We start from the raw sequence: 23,202 nt of genomic DNA, 5'->3' as shown, positions 1-23,202 counted from the left end.
AATCCTGAAATCTTGGGGAAAGTCAGATGATAAACGGAAGCATCGTAGCCTTAATCACGCCAATGAACAGTGATGGCTCAGTAGATTTTGCAAGTCTTGAAAGGTTAGTCGAATTCCATATTGACCAAGGCACAGATGCCATTGTGGCCGTTGGTACTACTGGCGAGTCAGCGACTCTGCCTATGCCTGAGCATGTAGCGGTCGTTTCACAAACCGTTAAATTTGCTGCGGGACGTGTTCCTGTCATTGGTGGCAATGGCGCCAATGCCACATCTGAAGCCGTTGAGCTCACCAAGTCCTTATCTAAGGTGGGTGTTGCCGCTATGCTTGGTGTAACGCCATATTATAATAAGCCAACGCCTAAGGGATTGATTGCGCATTATAAAGCCGTGGCTGCTAGCACAGATATTCCACAAATTCTTTATAATGTTCCAGGCCGTACTGCCGTTGATATGCTGCCAGAAACTGTTGCCGAGCTTGTTAGCGTGAGCAACATTATTGGTGTAAAAGAGGCGACCGGTGACTTATCCCGTGTAAAACGTCTGCGCGAACTGTGTGGCGACGATTTCCTCTTGTATAGCGGTGATGATGCCACTGCCAGAGCGTTTTTACTCTTAGGTGGAAATGGCGTAATTTCTGTGGCTAACAACATAGTACCAAAGGCTTTTAAAGCTATGTGTGATGCGGCGCTCGCGGGCAATGCCGAGTTGGCTCAGAGCATAGATACCCCGCTGCGCGGTTTGTATAGCACACTGTTTTGTGAAGCCAACCCTATCCCAGTAAAATGGGCTGCCCATCGTATGGGTTTGATTGAATGTGGCCATATTCGTTTACCTTTGACTGAACTTTCTGAGCAATGTCATGGTCTGTTGATAGAAGCAATGACTCGTGCCCAGATAGAGGTTAAATAATTAATGTTAAAGAAAGTCACTCCACTGATCTTAGTTGCTGCTGTTGCAGCCTGTAGTTCGCCACTTGATCGCCGCCAAGCGAACGGTAACGACGACTATGTTCAGGCCGAGCAAGCGCCTTTGCTTAAGATCCCCGCGGGATTAAAAACGCCACCCTACAATAAAGAATTCGATGTACCAGCACTGGGTTCTAAAGTGAATGCTTCGCTGTATGGCAAAAACTTAGATATCCGTCCGCCACTGCAAGTACTGCCAATGGCGGAAGGTACTCATGTGGAAGAGGGCAGTGACAACATTAAAATCGTGGTTGAATCCATCGACAATGCTGTGGATTTGAAACAAGAAATCTTCACAAACTTAGATGGTTTCTTTGCTCAAAAAGGTATTGCTGTTCGTAGCCGTGATTTTGACAAAGGCAACGTAGAAACCGATTGGATTGAAAGTCGTGAAGTGATTGAATCGAGCATGTGGGGTGCGGATAAAGTTTATCTGTTGCGCCAACGCTATCGTTTTGACGTGGAAACGCGTCCACATGGTCGTACTGCAAATATCGTTATTCACTTAGTTGAACACGAAGAGTTCTACGACGATAAAGCGCAACAAGTTTTATTAAGCGGTGAAGATAAGCAAAGATACACTATTGATATGCTGAACAGCGCCATTGCGTATATCAGCGTTAAGCGCGACCAAGCGATCCAATCGAATCGTTTGAAGCAAACCTTAGGTATTAATGTTGATCTCGTGACGCCTGAAGAAGGTAAGGCTTACTGGTCTGCTAAAGCCTCTTACAAGCAAGTGTGGGATCGTCTACGCATAGTGCTACCAGAAATGGGCTTTGAAATTGCCGATATGGATAGTGCTAAAGGATTGTACTTTATCAAGTTTGACGATAACTCTGGTTTCTGGAGTTCATTGTGGGGCGAAGATAAGTTAGCACTGAAAGAAGGTAGCTACCGTTTACTGCTTGAAGATGGTGATACTCCAGAAGAAACGAAAATCTTCCTTCGCGATAACGAAGATCAGCCATTAAGCGATGAAGTGGTTAGCAATGTGTACCAGTCACTGTCAAACCTGATGAAAGAAGAACGTCAAATACGTTAATTTCAGCAGTTGACTAGAAAAGGGCGAATTATCGCCCTTTTTTATTGGCTGCGATTTGAGTTTTAAGCAGGGGATTGTCGATTATCTAGGCGATCTGTGTTTCAGAATTAAATTATCTATATACCAATCTTTTTCAAATGGTTTTAGTGATAAATGTTGAGTTACTGGTGATAAGTAAAATTAATCACTTAACAACCTTGTTATCGTACTGCATTCTGGCAACTCAACCATTGATATCGCCAAAGACACTTAATCATACATATTTTGCGCTATCAGCGTAATTTGTAAGAAAAAGTAAAACGTATTGATGCGATGATGTGAGTGAGTAAACTAGCCGTCATTAATGCGAGTCATTCCTTGGAAGCCCGATGAAAAAAATTATTCTAATAATCGCCATATTGGCCGCGGCATGGTTTGGATACCAAGCCATGCAACCGCAAGAGATTACTGCAGCCCAGATTAAACTCATACCTAATGTAGTGATTGCCACTGCAGCTATGGCGCCCATTCGCGATGAAGTTGAAGCTATTGGTAGCAATAAAGCAGCAGAATCTGTAACGATAACGCCTAAAGTCACCGACATAGTGATAGCGCTTAAATTTGACGACGGCGATATTGTTAACAAGGGCGAGTTATTAGTCCAACTGCAAAATGCTGAGCAGATCGCTAAGGTTAAAGCCGCGCAAGTCAAAGTCAGTGATAATCAACGTGAATTAGCTCGTATCAGTTCGTTGGTGACTAGCCGCACTGTGGCCGAGTTAGAACGCGACAGATTACAAACCCTTATTGATACCACCCGTGCCGAGCTCGAACAGGCGCAATCATCACTCAATGATCGCAGTATTCTGGCGCCTTTTAATGGCCGTTTAGGTTTACGTCAAATCAGTGTGGGCAGCTTAGTGTCGCCCGGCACTGTGATTACGACATTGGATGATATTTCTACCATTAAGCTCGATTTTTCAGTGCCAGAGCGCTTTATTCAAGATTTAGAGCCAGGTAAAAAGGTTGAAGCCAAAGCGGTCGCTTTCCCTGATGTGACTTTCAAAGGTGTGGTGACATCGATTGATAGCCGCGTGAATCCAACCACTCGCACAGTGATCGTTCGCGCCGAAATCCCCAATCCTGAGCTGCGTTTATTACCGGGCATGTTGATGAAGGTCAAACTCATCAAGCGTAGCCGCGAGGCCTTGATGTTGCCTGAATCTGCCATTATCCCGATCCAAAACAGCCATTATGTTTATAGCGTCAATGCCGACAAGGTGATTGAACGTAAACAAGTCACTATTGGTATTCGCACCCGTGGCTGGGTGGAGATCTTAGACGGTTTAGCCTTGGGCGAAAACGTGGTGATCCGCGGCTTACTGAAAGTTCATCCTGGGGATAAAGTGCAAACTGAGTTCGCGGAAAAGTTTAGTTATCTTGCCGATACGAACGCGGAGCCAAGTGTATGATCCTTACTGATCTCTCGGTCAAACGTCCCGTATTTGCCTCAGTGATCAGCTTGCTGCTGGTTGCTTTCGGGCTTGTCTCCTTTGATAAATTACCCCTGCGCGAATACCCAAACATAGATCCGCCAGTGGTATCTATCGACACGAATTACCGCGGTGCCAGTGCTGCTGTGGTGGAAAGCCGCATTACCCAATTGATTGAAGACAGGATCAGTGGCGTCGAAGGGATTCGTCACGTGAGTTCATCGAGCAGTGATGGCCGCTCATCGGTTACCTTAGAGTTTGATATTAGTCGTAATATTGAAGATGCAGCTAACGATGTGCGCGACAGGATATCAGGTTTACTCGACAATTTACCCGATGAAGCTGATCCCCCAGAAGTACAAAAGGCCAATGGCAGTGATGAAGTGATCATGTGGCTCAATCTCGTGTCGGATCAAATGACGACCCTAGAATTGACCGATTACACCAACCGTTATTTGTCGGACCGCTTTTCGGTGGTCGATGGTGTGGCGCGGATGCGTATTGGTGGCGGTAAGGTTTACGCCATGCGCGTTTGGCTTGACAGACAAGCCTTGGCCTCTCGCAGTTTAACGGTTGCCGATGTTGAGGCCGCGCTCAGAGCTGAGAACGTCGAGTTACCTGCAGGTTCGATAGAGTCGAAGGAGCGGCACTTTACAGTGCGACTGGAGCGGGGTTATCGCACTGCCGAAGATTTCGCAAACTTAGTGATCACCCAAGGGGAAGACGGTTATTTAGTCAAACTGAGCGATGTCGCACGGGTGGAAATTGGCTCTGATGAAGAGCGGATTATGTTCCGTGGCAACAAAGAGGCAATGATAGGTTTAGGCGTGTCTAAACAGTCAACCGCCAATACGTTAGAAGTGGCGCGCGCAGTGAATGCGCTGGTTGACAAAATCAACCCGACCTTGCCAGCGGGGATGTCGATTAAACGCAGCTACGATAGCTCAGTGTTTATCGAAGCCTCGATTAAAGAAGTGTATCAAACCCTGTTCACAGCGATGATTTTAGTGATTATCGTGATTTATCTGTTCCTTGGCAGCGTGCGCGCTATGTTAATCCCCGCGATCACTGTGCCAGTATCTTTGCTCGGCACCTTTATTGTGCTGTATGCGCTAGGTTATACCATTAACCTCTTGACCTTATTGGCGATGATCCTCGCCATCGGTATGGTGGTGGATGATGCGATTGTGATGCTGGAAAACATCCATAGACGTATCGAAGAAGGAGATTCCCCACTCAAAGCTGCTTTCCTCGGTGCGCGTGAAGTGGCTTTTGCTGTTATCGCGACCACACTCGTGTTGGTCGCGGTATTTATGCCAATCACTTTCCTTGAGGGTGATTTAGGTAAATTATTTAAAGAGTTTGCCGTGACCATGAGTGCGGCGGTGCTGTTCTCTAGCCTAGTAGCGCTCACACTCACGCCCATGATGTGCTCTAAGTTGCTTAAGCCGAGCTCGCAGGATTCTTGGTTGGTGCGTAAGGTCGACGGCATAATGACAAAAGTGTCAAACCGGTATCAATTGTCCTTAAAATCCGCCATGGCCCACCCGATATTGGTGTCGATTCTGGTGTTAGTCGCATTAGGTTCTAGTGTCTATTTAGTCCAAAAAGTACCGCAAGAATTTGCGCCACAGGAAGACCGTGGTTCGTTATTCTTGATGGTCAACGGGCCACAGGGCGCGAGTTACGAATACATAGAATCCTATATGAATGAAGTGGAAAACCGCTTGATGCCATTGGTCGAAACGGGTGATATCAAACGTCTGCTCATTCGTGCCCCCCGTGGCTTTGGCCGCGCGGCGGATTTCTCTAACGGTATGGCAATCATAGTACTGGAAGACTGGGGCAAACGTCGTCCAGTAAAGGAAGTTATCGTCGACATTAATAAGCGTCTTGCCAATCTCGCCGGAGTGCAAGCGTTCCCTGTAATGCGCCAAGCCTTTGGTCGCGGTGTAGGTAAACCTGTGCAATTTGTGATTGGTGGTCCTAGCTACGAAGAGCTTGCCCGCTGGCGCGATATCATGATGCAAAAGGCGGCACAGAATCCCAAATTATTAGGATTAGATCACGATTATAAAGAGACTAAGCCTCAACTTCGAGTCGTCATCGACAGAGACAGAGCCGCGAGCCTTGGAGTGTCGATTTCAAACATTGGCCGTACGTTGGAATCCATGCTGGGCTCACGCTTAGTGACGACGTTTATGCGTGACGGTGAAGAATACGATGTGATCGTTGAAGGCGAGCGCGATAATCAAAATACGGCGGCGGATCTGCAAAATATCTATGTTCGTTCCGAGCGCAGTCAGGAGCTTATTCCGCTGTCTAACTTAGTGACTGTGGAGGAGTTTGCCGACGCCAGTTCGCTGAACCGTTACAACCGTATGCGCGCGATCACCATAGAAGCCAGTTTGGAAGATGGTTATAGTCTAGGTGAAGCCCTTGATTATATGAATCAATTGGCGCGTACCTATTTACCAGCGGAAGCGGTGATTAGCTACAAGGGCCAATCCCTCGATTATCAAGAGTCGGGTAGCTCTATGTACTTCGTATTCATCCTTGCACTGGGGATTGTATTCCTCGTGCTCGCGGCGCAGTTTGAGAGTTATATCCACCCTGTGGTGATCATGCTTACTGTGCCGCTGGCTACCGTCGGCGCCTTAATTGGTTTGTGGCTTACGGGGCAGAGTCTTAATATTTACAGTCAGATAGGCATTATTATGCTGGTCGGGTTAGCCGCGAAAAATGGCATCTTGATTGTCGAGTTTGCTAACCAATTACGGGATAAAGGCGTTGATTTTGATAAGGCCATTATCCAAGCGTCAGCGCAGCGGTTACGACCTATCTTAATGACAGGGATCACCACTGCCGCTGGTGCCGTGCCATTGGTGTTGGCGGTAGGCGCAGGTGCTGAAACTCGTTTTGTGATTGGTGTGGTTGTGCTATCGGGGATTTTACTGGCAACCCTATTCACTATCTTCGTGATCCCAGCCGCCTATGGACTCTTTGCCCGCAACAGCGGATCGCCCGAAGCTATCGCCCAACAGTTAGAAAAAGAATTAGCCCAAGACTAACGCCTCGTGCAGGTTGATGTTGAAAGCATACATATAGGCGCTTGGTATTCATCAAGCGCCTTATTTTTCGCCATTCGAACCTCGTTTTAGCCCTTGCCCTTGAAAAGCAAATTTGGAGCCCCATTTAGTAAACACTAAGCGTTACTTTTACCAAATTGCGTAACAAATAAAGGAAAATTTCATGTCACAACAAGAAACTCATGGTTTTCAAACAGAAGTCAAACAGCTGTTGCATTTGATGATCCATTCTTTGTATTCCAACAAAGAAATTTTCTTGCGTGAACTGGTCTCCAACGCTGCGGATGCGGCGGACAAGCTGCGTTATCTGGCGTTGACCAATGACGCACTCTATGAAGGCGACGGTGAACTGCGAGTCCGTATCAGTGCCGATAAAGAAAAAGGCACTGTGACCATCGAAGATAACGGCGTGGGTATGACCCGCGACGGCGTGATTGAGCATTTAGGCACGATCGCAAAATCAGGCACCGCTGATTTCTTTAAGAATCTATCGGGCGAATCCTCAAAGGATTCACAGCTAATCGGTCAGTTCGGTGTCGGTTTCTATTCAGCCTTTATCGTGGCGAAAAAAGTCACTGTTCGCACTCGCGCTGCCGGTCATAAGGCCGATGAAGCCGTATTGTGGGAATCAGAAGGCGAGGGTAACTTCACCGTTGATACCATCACTAAGGCGAGCCGTGGTACTGAAATTACGCTGCACCTGCGTGACGAAGAAAAAGAATTTGCCGATGATTGGCGCCTGCGTTCGATTATCACTAAATACTCAGATCATATCTCTGTGCCAGTCGAAATGTGGCAAGAAGGCTCGCCAGAGCGTGATGGTCCTGATGGCGAAAAAATTCCTGCGACCGAAGGTCAATGGAAAGTCATGAACAAAGCCACGGCTTTGTGGATGCGCAATAAAGCTGACATCAGTGATGAAGAGTATCAAGAGTTTTACAAACACATTTCCCACGATTATACCGATGCACTACTGTGGAGTCATAATCGGGTAGAAGGTAAGCAAGAATACACTAACCTATTGTATATTCCTGCAAAAGCGCCTTGGGATATGTGGAATCGCGACCGTAAACACGGCCTAAAACTGTTTGTGCAACGTGTGTTCATCATGGATGACGCTGAGCAATTTATGCCATCTTATCTGCGCTTCGTGCAGGGCTTAATTGACTCAAACGATCTGCCGCTGAACGTATCCCGCGAAATTCTGCAGGATAACCACGTGACCAAAGCGATGCGTACTGGTATCACCAAACGTGTGCTTGGCATGCTGGAAAAACTGGCGAAAGACGATGCGGAAAAATATCAACAGTTCTGGGCTGAATTTGGTCAAGTGCTGAAAGAAGGGCCTGCGGAAGATTTCGCTAACCGTGAGCGTATTGCTGGCTTATTGCGTTTTGCCTCGACCCACACGGGCAGTGCGGCGCCGACTGTGTCACTTGATGACTACATCAGCCGCATGAAAGAAGGCCAAACTAAGATTTATTACATTGTTGCCGACAGCCATGAAGCCGCAGCTAACAGCCCACATTTAGAGTTGCTACGTAAGAAAGGCATTGAAGTCTTACTGATGTCAGAGCGTATCGACGAGTGGCTAATCAACCACTTAACTGAGTACAAAGAGAAACAACTGCACTCAGTGACCCGTGGTGATTTAGAACTTGGTGAGCTGGAAGATGCATCTGAAAAAGAAGCGCAAGAAAAGCTTGAGCAAGAATCGGTAGCTTTAGTTGAACGCATTAAAGCGGCATTAGGCTCAACCGTTGCGGATGTGAAAGTCACGTCACGCTTAACTGACACCCCAGCCTGTGTGGTGGCGGGTGAAGGCGAAATGTCGACTCAGATGATTAAGCTGATGCAAGCTGCGGGTCAACCTGTGCCAGAAGTGAAGCCGACATTTGAGATCAACCCAGCGCACCCATTAGTATCGCGCTTAAATGATCTTCAAGATGAAGCCGCCTTTGCGGATTGGTCAAATCTGCTGCTGCAACAGGCGCAATTATCTGAAAAAGGTAGCCTTGCGGACCCATCGGCCTTTATCAAGCTGATGAACCAAATGTTACTGGCTAACATGAAGTAAATGACTATCGGGGCCCTTCTTTGAACGGCCCCGATATTGTTTCTAGTGCAGGAAGAGTGGTTTGCGCCTAGCCTGTCACTCAATCCGTTAGCGGTAAGACTCGATTTTAAGACTTGGTTCTAACGCTTAGTTTTAAAAGAATAAGGCCTCCCATGATAGAGGCCTTAAATGTTAAGGGAATACTATGGACAATATCCTCAGTCTGACTAAAGACAATATTCAGCAAGTGGTTGACGCCTCGATGCAACAGATCGTGGTGTTAGCATTTTGGGCACAGCCACAGGAACAAAGTGTGGCAATGCTGCGCACCTTAGAGCAAATTGCCGCGCAAAATGCGGGTCGATTCGTGCTCGCAAAAGTTGACTGTGAAGCCGAATTAGAAATTGCCAATTACTTTCGGATTCAAAGTCTACCGACCACGTTAGTATTGGATAAAGGTCAGCCTGTAGATGGTTTTGCGGGGGTGCAAGATGCGGCGCAAGTCACGGCTATGCTGGATAAATATTTACCGCCTATGTGGCAGTTACAGTTAGCACAGGCCAAAGCATTACTCGCCCTGAGTCAAGTTAGCGCAGAGGATCTTGCCACTGCAGCTGTGTTGCTTAAAGACGCGCATGCGGGGTCAAATCAAGCGGGTGAGGTGAGTCTAGTGCTTGCCGATGTGTATCTTATGCAGGGCGAATTAGTGTTAGCACAAGCCATGCTTGAGAAGGTAGGGCTTGCTGACCAAGATGGTTACTACCAGAGTTTAAAAGCTAAGCTCGCACTTGCCTTAGATGCGGCGGATACCCCTGAAATTCGCGATTTGCAGCAAAAGTTTGAGCAAAATCCAACAGATTTAGTGTTATTACTCGAGCTGAGTAAGGCATTGCATGCTGCCCACCGCGATGATGAAGCATTAGAACTATTATTCGGTGTGCTCAGTAAAGATTTAGGTGCTGAAAATGGCACAGTAAAACAAGTATTTATGGAAGTATTAACGGCACTTGGCCAAGGTAATCCCATAGCCAATCAATACCGCCGTAAGCTCTATACTTTGCTCTATTAATGAAAAAAATCGCTTAGTAACCGCAGTTTATTTGCTGTTTCTGAGGCTAAAGTCGAAGCTAAAACCCTTCTCAATGGCGGCCAGATGTGCGAAGATCGCCGCCCTAAGAAGAATATCAATGCGAAAAGAGGACTCTTGAGATGCGCATTATCCTATTGGGCGCCCCAGGTGCCGGTAAAGGTACCCAGGCCCAGTTCATTATGGAACAGTATGGTATCCCACAAATTTCCACTGGTGATATGTTACGTGCCGCGGTAAAAGCGGGTACTCCACTGGGCTTGGAAGCGAAAAAAGTGATGGATGCTGGCCAACTGGTTTCTGATGATCTGATCATCGGTCTGGTTAAAGAGCGTATCGCACAGGAAGACTGTGTTAAAGGTTTCTTGTTAGACGGTTTCCCACGTACCATCCCACAGGCGGATGCGATGGCAGCAAACGGTATTAGCATTGATCACGTGATTGAAATCGACGTGCCAGACGAAGAAATCGTTAAGCGCATGAGCGGTCGCCGTGTTCACCCAGGTTCTGGCCGTGTTTACCATGTGGTTTTTAATCCACCTAAAGTGGAAGGTAAAGACGACGTGACGGGCGAAGATTTAGCTATTCGTCCAGATGACGAAGAAAGCACAGTGCGTAAACGTCTTGCGATTTACCACGAGCAAACTAAGCCGCTGGTTGAATACTACGGTAAAGTGGCTGCCGCTGGCCAAACTCAATACAACAAGTTTGACGGTACTCAATCGGTTGCGGCCGTGAGTGAGCAGTTAGCTAGAGTGTTGAAATAACCGAATAAAGGTTAATTTACGAGAACAAGTTCTCATATTAAGAAAAAGCCTGCCGATGCAGGCTTTTTTTATGGGTATCGCAATGTTAGCCTCCAAGTGAACTTCATTAACCATGAGCTTAACGTTGAATCCTTCCCCTGCTTTTGGTGTGTTATTGGTTAACCTCGGCACGCCTGATCAACCTAGTCCTAAGGCCGTTAAACGCTTTTTAAGGCAGTTTTTAAGTGATCCGCGTGTCGTCGATTTATCGCCGTGGATTTGGCAACCGCTACTGAACGGCATTATCCTCAACACCCGTCCGGCGAAAGTCGCCAAACTCTACCAAAGCGTGTGGACGCCAGAAGGTTCGCCCTTGATGGTGATAAGTGAGCGCCAAGCACAAAAACTGGCGGTGGACTTAAGCGCTACGTTTAACCAGATCATTCCGGTTGAACTGGGCATGAGTTACGGCAATCCCTCCATCGATGTGGGATTTGAACGCCTGAAAGCCCAAGGGGCAGAGCGTATTGTCGTACTGCCTTTGTATCCCCAATATTCCTGCTCGACGGTGGCAAGTGTGTTCGATGCCGTTGCCCGTTATCTTAAAACTGTGCGTGACATGCCGCAGGTTCGCTTTAATAAAGACTATTTTGACCATAGCGCTTATATTGCTGCGCTGGCACACAGTGTGACGCGCCACTGGAAAACCCATGGGCAGGCCGACAAGTTGCTCTTGTCATTTCATGGTATTCCACTGCGTTATGTGAAAGAGGGCGATCCATACCGCGAGCAGTGTTTTGTCACGGCTAAACTGTTGGCGCAAAAACTTGAGCTGAGCGAGTCGCAATGGCAAGTGTGCTTCCAATCGCGCTTTGGCCGCGAAGAATGGTTAACGCCCTACGCCGATAAATTACTGTCCGAGTTACCTGCGCAAGGGATCAAAAGTGTCGATGTGATTTGCCCTGCGTTTGCGACCGATTGCCTCGAAACCTTAGAAGAAATCTCCATTGGCGCTAAGGAAACCTTTTTGCATGCGGGTGGCAGCGACTATCGGTTTATCCCTTGTTTGAACGACGATGAGTTACACATTGAATTATTACGGCAATTAATCCAAGAACAAGCGGTATCTTGGATATAGAAGCACTGGCTTCGAACTGATTTTGTGATAGAATCTGCGCCCTTCCGGCTAAGGGGTGGTTTTTTTGTCTCGCTAGCCTAGACTCAATATTTTTAGGATGCTGCTTGGCTTGACCGCCTCGGCAGACGCCAATTAGCATGGATGCCAGGAAAAGAGAGCCACTATGAAGTTTCCCGGTCAGCGTAAATCTAAACATTATTTTCCGGTTAAAACCCGAGATCCGCTGCTTGAACAGCTGACTCAACAGCCTCAGCCGTTTGCGACTTATATCAGCGGTATTGATCAAACCTTAGTGGATATCGAAGCGAAAGTGGAAGACGAATTGCTGAGCCGTTATGGCTTGCCCAAAGGCAATTCTACCTTGATCAATGATGAACAGGCCCACAGACTCTACACTGAGTTAAAAATTCATGGTTTGATTAGCGATGAATTTGCTGGTGGCACTATTGGTAACACAGTGCACAACTATTCTATTCTGGCCGATGACCGTTCAGTGCTGTTTGGAGTAATGAGTCAAAATATCGAAGTGGGCAGTTACGCCTACCGCTATTTATGTAATACCTCTTCTAAAGTCGACCTTAACTTTCTACAACCTGTAGATGGTCCTATCGGTCGCTGTTTTACCCTGATTTCTGAGTGCGGCGAGCGAACATTTGCGATCAGCAAAGGCGCTATGGATAAACTCACACCTGAATTTATCGATAAAGACGTAGTTCAGGGCAGTTCAGCCTTAGTGTTGACCGCATATTTGATGCGCGCCAGTGATGGCGACCGTATTACCGATGCGGCCATGTGCGCTATCGAATATGCAAAAGCCGCCGAAGTTCCCGTGGTATTAACCTTAGGCACGCGTTTCTTGATTGAAGAAGATCCACAATGGTGGCAAAACTTCATCAAAGAACATGTCACCATTTTGGCGATGAATGAAGATGAAGGTGAAGCCTTAACGGGTTCACGGGATCCTCTGCTTGCCAGTGAAAAAGCCTTGGAATGGTGCGACATGGTATTAACCACAGCGGGTCCAATCGGGCTTTATACTGCGGGTTATACCGAGGACTCAGAAAAACGCGAAACGACTCACACGCTGTTACCGGGTGCGATTCCTGAATTTAACCGTTATGAATTTTCCCGTCCAAAGCTTAAAAGTGACTGTGAAACACCAATCAAAGTGTTTGCCCACATTTCACCTTACATGGGCGGCCCAGAAAAAATCGGTAACACTAATGGCGCTGGCGATGGTGCATTATCGGCATTATTGCACGATCTGGCGGCCAATACTTTCCACAAGACTAACGTGCCAGGCTCAAGTAAACATAAGCGCGATGGCCTATGTTATTCCTCGTTTTCTCAAGTGTGTAAGTACGCTAACCGCGTCGCCTACGAAGTTTTAGCCCAGCATAGCCCGCGTTTATCCCGCGGTTTACCTGAGCGCGAAGACAGCTTAGAAGAATCCTACTGGGAAAGATAAGTCGATAGCTGTATTGGTATTAAGCTAACTGATTTACGCTAGGGCAATAATGGCAAACCGTTGTTGCCCTTATTTTTATGGCGTTTATCAATAATCAATCAGCCAAGCGCTAATTTTAACTACAGGCAGTTGCGAATAAATGTTAACGTTAGTCGGGTTCAGGTAGTCCAAATACAGCGATGATTTAAGGTGGAATTTTCGGTGAAAGCGCAAATCTTAAGAGAAATGAAGGTACTCACGGCTATAGAGCCTGAGTTCGAAGTGCAACGTCGTGTCGCGTTTATTAAAACCAAACTAAAAGAAGCGCGTAGCAAGGCATTGGTATTAGGGATCAGCGGTGGGGTGGATTCTTCTACTGCTGGGCGTTTGTGTCAGTTAGCGGTGGACAGTTTAAACCAAGAAAATAGCCAAGGCGGTTACCAGTTTATCGCTGTGCGATTACCTTATCAGATCCAAAAAGATGAGCATGAGGCGCAATTAGCCTGTCAGTTTATTCAGCCCTCTAAGTTGGTCACTGTGAATGTGCATCAAGGCGTTGATGGCGTGCACAACGCTGCTGTTGCCGCGTTAGTCGAAGCTGGATTGCCTTTGCCCGATGTGGCGAAGGTTGATTTTGTGAAGGGTAACGTCAAAGCCCGTATGCGGATGATAGCTCAATACGAACTCGCTGGACTCGTAGGTGGGTTAGTGGTGGGGACAGATCACAGCGCCGAAAATATCACAGGTTTTTACACTAAATGGGGCGATGGCGCTTGCGATCTGGCACCTTTATTTGGCCTTAACAAGCGCCAAGTTCGTCAACTTGCCGCGTACCTTGGTGCGCCAGAATCGTTAGTCTATAAAGCGCCGACCGCGGATTTAGAAGACAATAAACCGTTACTCGAAGATGAAGTCGCGCTTGGTTTAACCTATGCGCAAATCGATGATTTTCTTGAGGGTAAGGACGTTGGCAAGGCGGTTGAGGACAAGTTGATTGGTATTTATAAGGCGACGCAGCATAAACGTCAGCCTATTCCAACCATTTACGACTAACCCTGAATCGTCCTTGAATATGCACTCGTTTGAACTCTGTTCACGAGTGCTTTTTTATGCCTTTGTTATTTGGTGACTAATGCTGTGGTGACAGCCGTTACCACAATCATAATGGAATTATTTACTGTGTTGGGGCTCTGGCGTTGCTAAGTGTTGCCGTGTCAGGGCGATCAGCTGGTTTGGGTATTGGCGATAATCCAAATAGGGCGTGAGTAAAAAATGCTGTCCTAGCGAAGATGGCAGCTTAAGTGCAGTTATGGATTTATTTTGGGCAGTTAAATGCTGCGCACCGGAATCGTTCACGGACATGGTGAGCCCTAAAGCATTTGCGACCACTTGCCCCGCAATGAGATGAATCTTAGCGTTTGCCATCAGCTCTATAGCGCCTATGCAGATCATTTCATTTTGCTTGAGTAACACTTGGTCACGATAGCTGCGCCAGTCATCTCCAACCGTACTTATTTTGGCCATAATAGTGAAGATCTTACGCCAATGATTGCCATTTAACGCTATGAGAGCCCCGACAGCGTCTGGTTGAGTGTAATGCCAGTTCTCAGGTACCAGCGGCGCGGTAGGAAGATAGTAGGCGAACCTAGCGTGTGGATTACCGATTATCATCGAGAGTGTATAAGTTTCGTTGGAATAAGACTATTTTCGATCCTAACCCGATTAAGGCCTATGCGGCTAATAAAATTGCGAGATGAGTAAATTGGGGTGACTAAATTGGAGTGATTAAATTGTACTGCTTAAGTGGTTTTTATCGCGGTAAAACGTTTGAAGGATGTTTTTATCTACCCGTATAATCTAGTTGCACATTTTATCTTCATGTAGGAACAGCGATGAAGGCTATCATCATAGGTTCGACAAAACACCTATTTTTAGCTGCAGTGTATGCGAGTACTGGCATAGTGGTGGCGTTACTCGCGACAGGGATCTATTTTCTTAATGCGCGCCCTGAGCTGTCACTTTGGCATACGGTTGAGCTAAAAAATGAGTTCCATTATAATACTAAACTCGCTAATTTTAATGAGTACTTAGCGTTAGAAGACCGCTTATTCGCCGAAGTTGAGCACAAAGTTGTACAGAAAATTCCTGCCTCTGAACTATCTCCCGTGAACCGCTATGTCAAAAATAGCTTATCTGATCCTGCACATTGGCCACAAAACTGGAATCGCAGTTATGAATGGCCTGTGGCTAATGCCGAATTTGGAGTATTACTGCTCCACGGTATGTCGGATTCGCCCTATGCTCTATCCAATGTGGCAGTGCACTTTAAAGGTAAAGCTCATGTGCTCGGTTTAAGACTGCCAGGACATGGCACGATTCCAAGTGGATTGACTGAGCTTTATTGGCAAGATCTGGCCGCAGCGGTTAATTTAGCCACAGCGCATATGCGGCAAATTCTGAAAGATAAACCATTATTTGTGGTGGCTTTTTCGACGGGTGCCGCCGTCGCGCTGAACCATGAGTTAGAACGTATCAGCCATAATAAAACCCCAGATTATGATGGAATGATTTTTATCTCTCCCGCGATAGGGCTAGCGCCATCTGCGGCGGCCGCACGCTGGCAGAGTTGGATAGGACGATTGTTGGAGCTGGATAAACTGCAATGGAACAGTATTCAAGTAGAGTACGATCCCTTTAAATATACCTCTTTTGCGGTTAATGCGGGCGATGTAGTTTATCAATTAGCCCTGCGTAACCAAGGTTTATTGGCAGGATTAACGCCGAAGCAACGGGTGCAAGTTCCGTCGATACTCACTTTTCAGTCAGTGGTGGACGCAACGGTTTCAACTGCGGCGGTGGTGAATAATCTGTATCAAACATTACCTGAAAAAGGTCATGAGCTAGTGCTGTTTGATATGAACCGACTCGATGTGAATGCCAAGATGGTGTCCAATGATCCACTTGCGGGCTTGTTGGCGAACATTAATAACCCTGAGTTACATTATCGCGGCACTGTGGTGGAAAATATCAGTAATGAAACCACGCAGGTTCAGGCGCGATACTTTGGTTTAGATGAACTGGGTTTAAATGAACAGAATTTAGATACACAGGATATAGACGCACAGGGTAAAGTGCTCACTCAGCTCAGTGAAAACGTGCGAATATTAGATTTATATTGGCCTGCAGGCGTGTATTCCTTATCCCATGTTGCGCTACCTTTTGGCATAGATGATGGGCTTTATGGCGCAGTGATCCAGCCTGATTTACATAGGATCCAAATCGGAGCCTCAGCTTCGCGGGGAGAGCGCGGCTTGTATAGTGTGTCAGCATCTGAAATGTTACGACAGAAATGGAATCCCTTTTTCCCATATCTACTCGAGCGCATGGATGAGTACCGACTCGCCCATATGCACTCGCATTGAATGATGATTGAGTAAACGGGTGTCATTATGTCTGTTCTGCAGCTAAATCCTGTTTGAGTATGGACGTAATCAGTATCGAGCAATCATTATCGACGAAAATTGTGTCATTCAGAACATAAACTAAGCAGTTGATCAAAGAGATGTAATGAAGCCCTTGCGCAGTTGCGAGGCAATTGCTACAGTTCTGGCTCGCTTAAGATAAACCCCATAAACAGTATCTTAGGTGATAAGTAATTGAGCAAAAACCGTAAAGATTATCGCTAAACAATATTTAGCTAAGTCAGCACAGGTATGCAATATACTTAAAAATTCGGTATGTAGCGCAGCCCGGTAGCGCACTGTCATGGGGTGTCAGGGGTCGGAGGTTCGAATCCTCTCATACCGACCAAATTCCTCTTTTTATAAGAGTTAAAAAGCCTGCAAACTTAATCGTTTGCAGGCTTTTTTATTTTTATGCGATTTTTAAGTTCTATTTAAGCATGCCAAAAGACTTCGTTATATGCATGGTAAAGTGTCCTAGCTTGAATCATGAAAAAACATAACAAATATGGGCAGGCTGCGCGTAGCTGCGACTTTATCCCAGTGTTGAATCACCCCGAGGTTTGATTGATTGGGGGGGGGTAATGGATAAGTTGTATCGTTAAATAGAAATTTGCTGAAAGCTTTGGGTAGTGCTTTGAAGATTCAGAAGTGGCATTTATTGGGAGCAAAAAATTAGTTGGACACACTTTTGTTCCCATCTTATGGTTGAATAAACTGCATTAAAAAACCCAAATACCACGCCAACAAAGACGCCCAAGTATAACCCCAAACTGCCATCAATAAAGCAGCGGAAGCCAGCCTTGGGTGAAAAGCGCTGGCGATAACTGGTGCAGAAGCCGCACCACCAATATTACACTGACTCGCGATCGCGAAGTACATGATAGGTAATCGAAAACATACAGTAAAAATAAATAAGATAATAATGTGTATAGAGAACCAAATAAGAGCGATACAAACGTAATAGGGCGCGGCGCTCAATGCGCTAATATCAAAGTTCAACCCCATCAACATTATCATGATATAGATAAAAAAAAGAGCTGCCTGCTGAGTTTCCTTGACTAACACATGTCTTGCATTTGTTAATGAAAATAATAATCCTAAAAAAGTTGCAATTAATACTGACCAAAAAAATTCAGAAGTAAGATTGTATTTAAATAAGTGTGGGAAACTATTAGCGATTCTTGTTGCAAGGAAGGATGATAATTTTTCACTGAAGAAAATTACAATGAAAAAAGTCAAGCTCAATATCAGAATCCAATAATAGCTTGTTTGTTTTCCTATCACTTTACGTTTGATGTCAGTGCAAAATATCGGTCTATAGCTTTTATCAGCTTTCAAGAAATCATCGATTTTATCTTGGCGTTCTGCAATGAAAAGTAATATAACCATCCATATACCGGAAAAAAGAATATTAATAGCCATCATTACCGCAAATACGGCATCACCGACACTGTGGATTTCTTTTACAGCCAATTGATTGGCGGTTCCGCCAAGCCAGTTTGCCATCAGTGTTGACATGCCTTTCCAGGCAGCATTATCTCCCTGCCAGACGAGTTCGTTCGGAAAAAATATAGAGCCTAACCATAGGCTTAATGGACCGCCAATACAGATGCTCACAGCACCTAGCACGTACATACCGAGAAGTTTTTTTCCCACTAAACTGAGAGCAAAGAAATCGGTACCTAAAATCAGCAAAAATAAACAACCGGGCATTAAGTGTGTTTTTGCTATTTCGCTAAGTTGACTATGACTTGCATCAATAATATTTAGCGAGCTAAAGATGGCAGGTAAGGTGTAGCACATTAGCATCAGTGGAAAAATACGATAAAATTGCTTAAAAAGTGTAATAGAGGATGTGTGTGTATAAAATAAACCACATAGTAAAAAGACTAAAAAAAATCCTATTCCAAGATCTGATGATATCAATTAAATTCACCTAGTAAGAATAGCTGGTATACATTATTTTACAGTAGCTTACTAAAGGCTAGGAAACTCATGCTTAATGCAGATAATTCTTCTCCTTCACGCTGAATTGACCAATAAGTTCGTTTATAATCCCATCCATCCACAGGTAATAAAATAAGGTCTTTTCTTGCTAATTCAGCGTCAATCGCTAATAGGGGTAATACACTCAAACCTATACCTGTTCCAATTGCCCTTTTAATAGAGCCAATGGTTGACATACAGATTTCATCACGAACGTGTATATTTAAGCTTTTTAATAACTGAATTGCACGAATTCGAGAGAACGATGATTCATGGTCGAATATCCACAATTGTTCACTAAGCCAAGATTTTGTATTTAAACCATTTGCAGCAGGATGAGTTACGCCACTCACAATGCAAAGATTATCTTGTAACCAATGCTCACAAATGAGATTTTTACTCGCGGGTTTAGCATCAATAAAGCCTAAGTCTAGTTCTTTTTCTGAAACCATTTTTTCAATAACTAAACTATTATCAATGACTAGTTTTATTTTTACATCGGGATATTGGTTCTTAAATAATGGAATTTTTTTAGATAATACATAGTTGCCAGCAGTCTTACTGCTCCCAATGGTTAACGTCCCCTTAATGCCATGTTCAGGGAATGAAAATATATTTTCTAACTCTTTTCCCTTGGACAGCATTTCATTAGCATAAGGTAATATTATTTCTCCATGCGCATTTACAACCAAACCTCCCGCCACTCGCTCAAATAATCTGCAGCCTAAAGAACTTTCTAATTCTTTAAGTGCCATACTTACAGCAGGCGTTGACATATGAAGTACTTTTGCCGCTTTTGAGATCTGCCTCTCAGAATGTATGGCTTTAAAGATCATCAATTGTCTTAATGTTATCCGCATCAAATGCTCCGCGAGGGGGAAATCAGTTATACTAGCAGTATAATAGTTTAAAACGATAAATAATTAACATGATAAATATCTGATTTTTATAAAGCGGCTATTTAGCCGCTTTATCCATAGAGGTTAAAATAGATATCTTGTAGATACAAAAATGAGAGTGTCATCAAACTCAGTATGTCCTTTGACGTCAGTATAGTCACCATCAAAATAGGAAATACCTACCCCAAAAGTCAAATCCTTTTGAGCCTTAAAATCAACGCCTACTGAATATTGACTTGCATCACTCTCTCTTAGTGTTTTTAGATCTGCTCCGGCATTTTTTGTCACTTTACCCAGCCCAGCATCATCTTTTAAATATTGAAATTTTATATCATATTTATTAATAGGAACAACCATACTTAACAGGTAGGAGTTACCTTTAATATTATCATAAATACTTGACTCAGAGCGCTGGTACATAGCCCCCAATTTTACGGATGAAATAGCAACACCACCCACCAGTCTTGTTGCCTCTAACTGGTTCAATCCATCAGCATAGGCTATTGAAATATAGTGACTATTCTTTTTAAATGCAGCATCGCCTAGGGAAAAACTAATTGCATAATTGTTTTGTTTATCAGAAAGTTCTGGATTTTTTTGATTAAAATCCTTTTCAAAAACATAACTAATACCCATAGTAACACCTGCGACCTTAGCGCTATTTAATGTTACCGAATCGCCTAATCTATCGTTACCTGCAATGATCATATTCATATCGCTTGAGGTAATATTAAATAAATCCACTTTACCTTCAGCACTTTTAAAAACGGTATCATTTCTTCCGAAAACAGCTGAACCATAGTTAGTTTTAAAACCTAAGTATGAGTTTCTCGGTTTGAAAATATTAGAATCATCGTTATCAAAGCTTTCTATCCCTGCTTCAAATTTATATAACAAGCTAAAATTATCATATACACTATACTCACCTTTAACGCCTAAATATGATGCATAATTTTCAAGGGAAAATCCATCAACTTTTTCGTTACCAGAAAGACCATTACTTGAGTTGGCCACACCAAGCCACAGTCTTCCATAAAAATCTAGTGGCTCAGATAAAGCTGGAGTTGAACAAATTAAAATTAAACTAAAACCAATATATTTAGTGTTTTTCATCGACATCACCTTTTTAGAATGTAAAAGCAATGCCATATTAGAGATTTAAGCAAACACATCTCCGCTTTAGATCACATCTAATCAAAAAAAATATCGAGTTAAGCATGACTTAAAGTGTGTTAAGTTATATTTAACAATTTCAATTTATTGCTCAATGTCACTATTTAAAAAAAATTAAGAAACTATCATCACGCCAAATCTTACCAAAATAAAAACTGGAGAATTGCATGAAGATAAAATACTTGAGTATTATTGTCTGTTCGATTTTAACTGCGTCATCATGGGCTGCTGATAATAAAAATGATTTAGCATCATTCCATAAAGATGTTAATGGTTGTAAAACCTGCCATACAGCACCTAATAAAGTGAGCGATAGCGAGACATTTGAAAATAAGCAATGTAAATCCTGCCATGGTGATTATGGGAAACTAGCAAATCCTAAACTAGAAATTGACCCACATTCTTCACACTTAGGTGATATTAATTGTACGTCTTGTCATAAAGGACATGAACAACCAAAGTTATATTGTAATGAATGCCATTCATTTAAAGGGCTTGACATGCCTTTTAATAAAGCAAAATCTAAAGAACCGTGGGACAAAGGTTGGGATAATGAAGCAATAAATAAAGCGATAGCTGCAGGTCCTAAAGAAACAACGGATGTGATTGTTGTTGGAGCCGGTAGTGCTGGGTTTAATGCTGCGATTGCAGCTAAAAAGGCGGGGGCTAACGTTATATTGCTTGATAAAGCACCATTTAGTGGTGGTAACTCTATGCTCGCCGCAGGCGGGTATAATGCTGTGGGTACAGTTCAGCAAAAAGATCATAAAGTCGATGATAAAATCGAATGGTATGTCGAAGATACAATGAAAGGCGGTCGATATGCTAACGACCCTAAATTGGTACAAATATTAGCGGAGCAATCGGCTGATGGCATTAAATGGTTAGAATCTTTAGGCGCCAATATGGATGATTTAAAACGCTCTGGCGGCGCTAGAGTCGATAGAACACATCGTCCATCTGGTGGTTTAAGTGTTGGTCCACACATTATTGATGTACTAAGAAAAGCATCGGATAAAGAAGGGGTTGATACAAGACTCAACTCCAAAGTTGTTAAACTGGTTGTTGATGATGAACAAAAAATTGTGGGTGTTGTCATCCACGGTAAACACTCTGGTCACTATATGGTTGCAGCTAAGTCGGTTGTTTTAGCCACAGGTGGTTATGGGTTTAACAAAGAAATGATTGCTTTTTATCGCCCTACATTTAAAGGCATGACAAGTTCAAATAATATCACTTCAACTGGGGATGGTATTGAACTTGCTAAAGCAGTCGGTGCAAGTATGACTGATATTGATTGGATCCAGACACATCCAACAGTCGGAAAAGATAGCCGTATATTAATTTCAGAAACGGTTCGAGGTGTCGGAGCCATAATGGTTAATAAAGAAGGCGATCGCTTTATCAATGAATTAACAACTAGAGATAAAGCCTCCGATGCCATTCTAAAACAGCCTGAACAATATGCTTGGCTAGTATTTGATAATGAATTATATAAAAAAGCTAAAATGGTTCAGGGGTATGATCATTTAGAAATGCTTGAAAAGGCCAATACTGTTGCAGAGCTTGCAAAAATAACAGGAATGACTCCAAGTGTTTTAGACAAAACTATCACAAACTACAACCATTATTTCAAACAGGGTAAAGATGAGGCATTTAACCGTGAGCAGATGCCGCTATCAATAGAAAAATCTCCTTATTATGCCGTAAAAGTTGCTCCTGGCATCCATCATACTATGGGGGGAGTTGCCATTGACACTAAAGCTGAAGTACTCGATATACAAAGCCAACCGCTTAAAGGTTTATTTGCGGCGGGAGAGGTGACTGGTGGTGTTCATGGGTATAATCGACTAGGGGGTAATGCTGTCGCTGATACTGTGATTTTCGGTAAAATCGCAGGGACAAATGCTGCCAAACATGCTCTAAATACAAAGTAACGCTAAATCAGTGAGAGACTCGTTATTGTCTCTCACAACATCTCAAGTTTTATTCATCGTAAATATTAGCAATAAAATTATTGCTTGAGTTAAAGTACTCCCCTGCTATTTTTTGAGAGGCTAATGTAGCCTCTCTTTTTTATTTGTCGGCAGAATTAGATTCGATGGATTTTGCTCACTTTTCGATGGCTTCATCTTTTTAGATCGCGCGGGAATATTGGCGAAATGTACTTACTCTTTCCATGAATCGAATAATACACTGTAGGCGAGTCCAGCATCGCACCACTTCTTAGAGAACCAATTACAGATTTGAACGTCTGAACCTTAAGCCGGATACGCAGTAACGATTACTATCACTGAACCTACATTTCCAGCGTTTAAAATTATTACACATATATTGATCAGCTTTAATGCTCAATAGGATTGTGTTGGTAGACTTTCCTACAGAGCACTGAAGAATCCCCTGATGATTTACAAATAAATCATCAAATTAGGGTGGAAGCGCATCTTGTTGCATGATCAAATGGTTTCGCTAAAAACTACACTTGGACAACAAGATGCGCGAAGCCAATATCCTACAACATTCTTTACACCAATACTGCCCAGAACTTCACCTAAAACGATTAAACAGCTTGATGCTGGCCTCTAAGGCACTGATTGAATGTAAGACACTGACCTTGACTGAGTTAGGTCGAA

16 protein-coding genes, 1 tRNA gene and 1 pseudogene are annotated in these 23,202 nt (G+C 44.0%); 14 read left to right on the top strand and 4 right to left on the bottom strand.

Translation table 11 applies throughout. The features are described 5' to 3' along the window. The first annotated feature begins 26 nt into the window (after window positions 1-26). The 10 genes from dapA (at window position 27) to nadE (ending at window position 14,100) form a co-directional block, all read left to right on the top strand. Window positions 27-911: a 4-hydroxy-tetrahydrodipicolinate synthase gene (gene dapA, locus L5M17_RS16215; RefSeq protein WP_263148512.1), complete on the top strand. Its 885-nt coding sequence runs from the start codon at window positions 27-29 to the stop codon at window positions 909-911. 3 nt (window positions 912-914) lie between these two features. After that, window positions 915-2,012 carry an outer membrane protein assembly factor BamC gene (gene bamC / locus L5M17_RS16210; RefSeq protein ID WP_198572357.1) on the top strand — a complete coding sequence of 366 codons (1,098 nt, stop codon included), beginning with the start codon at window positions 915-917 and terminating at the stop codon, window positions 2,010-2,012. Window positions 2,013-2,380: 368 nt separating this feature from the next. Continuing rightward, the gene (locus tag L5M17_RS16205; protein ID WP_263148511.1) at window positions 2,381-3,463 is read left to right on the top strand and encodes an efflux RND transporter periplasmic adaptor subunit; all 1,083 of its coding nucleotides are present in this window, start codon (window positions 2,381-2,383) and stop codon (window positions 3,461-3,463) included. After that, window positions 3,460-6,555, top strand: a complete 3,096-nt coding sequence (locus tag L5M17_RS16200) for an efflux RND transporter permease subunit (RefSeq protein ID WP_131523289.1) — start codon at window positions 3,460-3,462, stop codon at window positions 6,553-6,555. Before L5M17_RS16205 ends, L5M17_RS16200 begins: the two co-directional genes overlap by 4 nt. Window positions 6,556-6,736: 181 nt before the next feature. Beyond that, window positions 6,737-8,650, top strand: coding sequence for a molecular chaperone HtpG (gene htpG / locus L5M17_RS16195; protein WP_028759653.1), 1,914 nt, complete (start codon window positions 6,737-6,739; stop codon window positions 8,648-8,650). Window positions 8,651-8,834: 184 nt separating this feature from the next. Then, entirely contained in the window at window positions 8,835-9,698 is an 864-nt protein-coding gene (locus tag L5M17_RS16190; RefSeq protein ID WP_263148509.1) for a co-chaperone YbbN, read from the top strand. Window positions 9,699-9,838: 140 nt separating this feature from the next. Beyond that, entirely contained in the window at window positions 9,839-10,483 is a 645-nt protein-coding gene (gene adk, locus L5M17_RS16185) for an adenylate kinase (RefSeq protein WP_028759655.1), read from the top strand. A gap of 112 nt (window positions 10,484-10,595) precedes the next feature. Next, on the top strand, window positions 10,596-11,600 hold the full coding sequence (gene hemH / locus L5M17_RS16180) for a ferrochelatase (protein WP_263148507.1): 1,005 nt from the start codon (window positions 10,596-10,598) through the stop codon (window positions 11,598-11,600). Window positions 11,601-11,763: 163 nt separating this feature from the next. After that, a complete protein-coding gene (locus L5M17_RS16175; protein ID WP_028759658.1) occupies window positions 11,764-13,068 on the top strand; it encodes an inosine/guanosine kinase in 1,305 nt (434 codons plus the stop codon). A 201-nt stretch (window positions 13,069-13,269) separates the two neighbouring features. Further along, window positions 13,270-14,100 (top strand): ammonia-dependent NAD(+) synthetase, encoded by an 831-nt coding sequence (gene nadE / locus L5M17_RS16170; protein WP_263148506.1) that lies wholly within the window; start codon window positions 13,270-13,272, stop codon window positions 14,098-14,100. Between the two features lie 117 nt (window positions 14,101-14,217). Here nadE and L5M17_RS16165 read toward each other — a convergent pair whose 3' ends face one another. Continuing rightward, entirely contained in the window at window positions 14,218-14,718 is a 501-nt protein-coding gene (locus tag L5M17_RS16165) for a DUF6942 family protein (protein WP_263148505.1), read from the bottom strand. A gap of 221 nt (window positions 14,719-14,939) precedes the next feature. Here L5M17_RS16165 and L5M17_RS16160 point away from each other — a divergent pair, with 221 nt between their 5' ends. Next, complete coding sequence (locus tag L5M17_RS16160) at window positions 14,940-16,469, top strand: alpha/beta hydrolase (RefSeq protein WP_263148504.1); 1,530 nt, start codon at window positions 14,940-14,942, stop codon at window positions 16,467-16,469. 311 nt (window positions 16,470-16,780) lie between these two features. Continuing rightward, window positions 16,781-16,857 (top strand) — tRNA-Pro (locus L5M17_RS16155). A 353-nt stretch (window positions 16,858-17,210) separates the two neighbouring features. Here L5M17_RS16155 and L5M17_RS16150 read toward each other — a convergent pair. The 3 genes from L5M17_RS16150 to L5M17_RS16140 all read right to left on the bottom strand — a co-directional run bounded on the left by L5M17_RS16150 (window position 17,211) and on the right by L5M17_RS16140 (window position 20,509). Then, window positions 17,211-18,437: a DUF819 domain-containing protein gene (locus L5M17_RS16150; RefSeq protein ID WP_263148503.1), complete on the bottom strand. Its 1,227-nt coding sequence runs from the start codon at window positions 18,435-18,437 to the stop codon at window positions 17,211-17,213. Between the two features lie 38 nt (window positions 18,438-18,475). After that, entirely contained in the window at window positions 18,476-19,357 is an 882-nt protein-coding gene (locus L5M17_RS16145; protein WP_028759678.1) for a LysR family transcriptional regulator, read from the bottom strand. A gap of 123 nt (window positions 19,358-19,480) precedes the next feature. Beyond that, the gene (locus L5M17_RS16140; RefSeq protein WP_028759679.1) at window positions 19,481-20,509 is read right to left on the bottom strand and encodes a porin; all 1,029 of its coding nucleotides are present in this window, start codon (window positions 20,507-20,509) and stop codon (window positions 19,481-19,483) included. A 227-nt stretch (window positions 20,510-20,736) separates the two neighbouring features. Here L5M17_RS16140 and L5M17_RS16135 point away from each other — a divergent pair, with 227 nt between their 5' ends. Next, window positions 20,737-22,506 (top strand): flavocytochrome c, encoded by a 1,770-nt coding sequence (locus L5M17_RS16135; RefSeq protein ID WP_105252708.1) that lies wholly within the window; start codon window positions 20,737-20,739, stop codon window positions 22,504-22,506. Between the two features lie 557 nt (window positions 22,507-23,063). Continuing rightward, window positions 23,064-23,202, top strand: a pseudogene (locus L5M17_RS16130) (IS4 family transposase); the annotation flags it as partial.

The sequence above is a fragment of the Shewanella sp. SW24 genome, assembly GCF_025653395.1.
GTDB classification, from domain to species: Bacteria; Pseudomonadota; Gammaproteobacteria; order Enterobacterales; family Shewanellaceae; genus Shewanella; species Shewanella oncorhynchi.
Note: the sequence above shows the minus strand (reverse complement) of the source record. Positions and strands in the feature narration are given on the sequence as shown.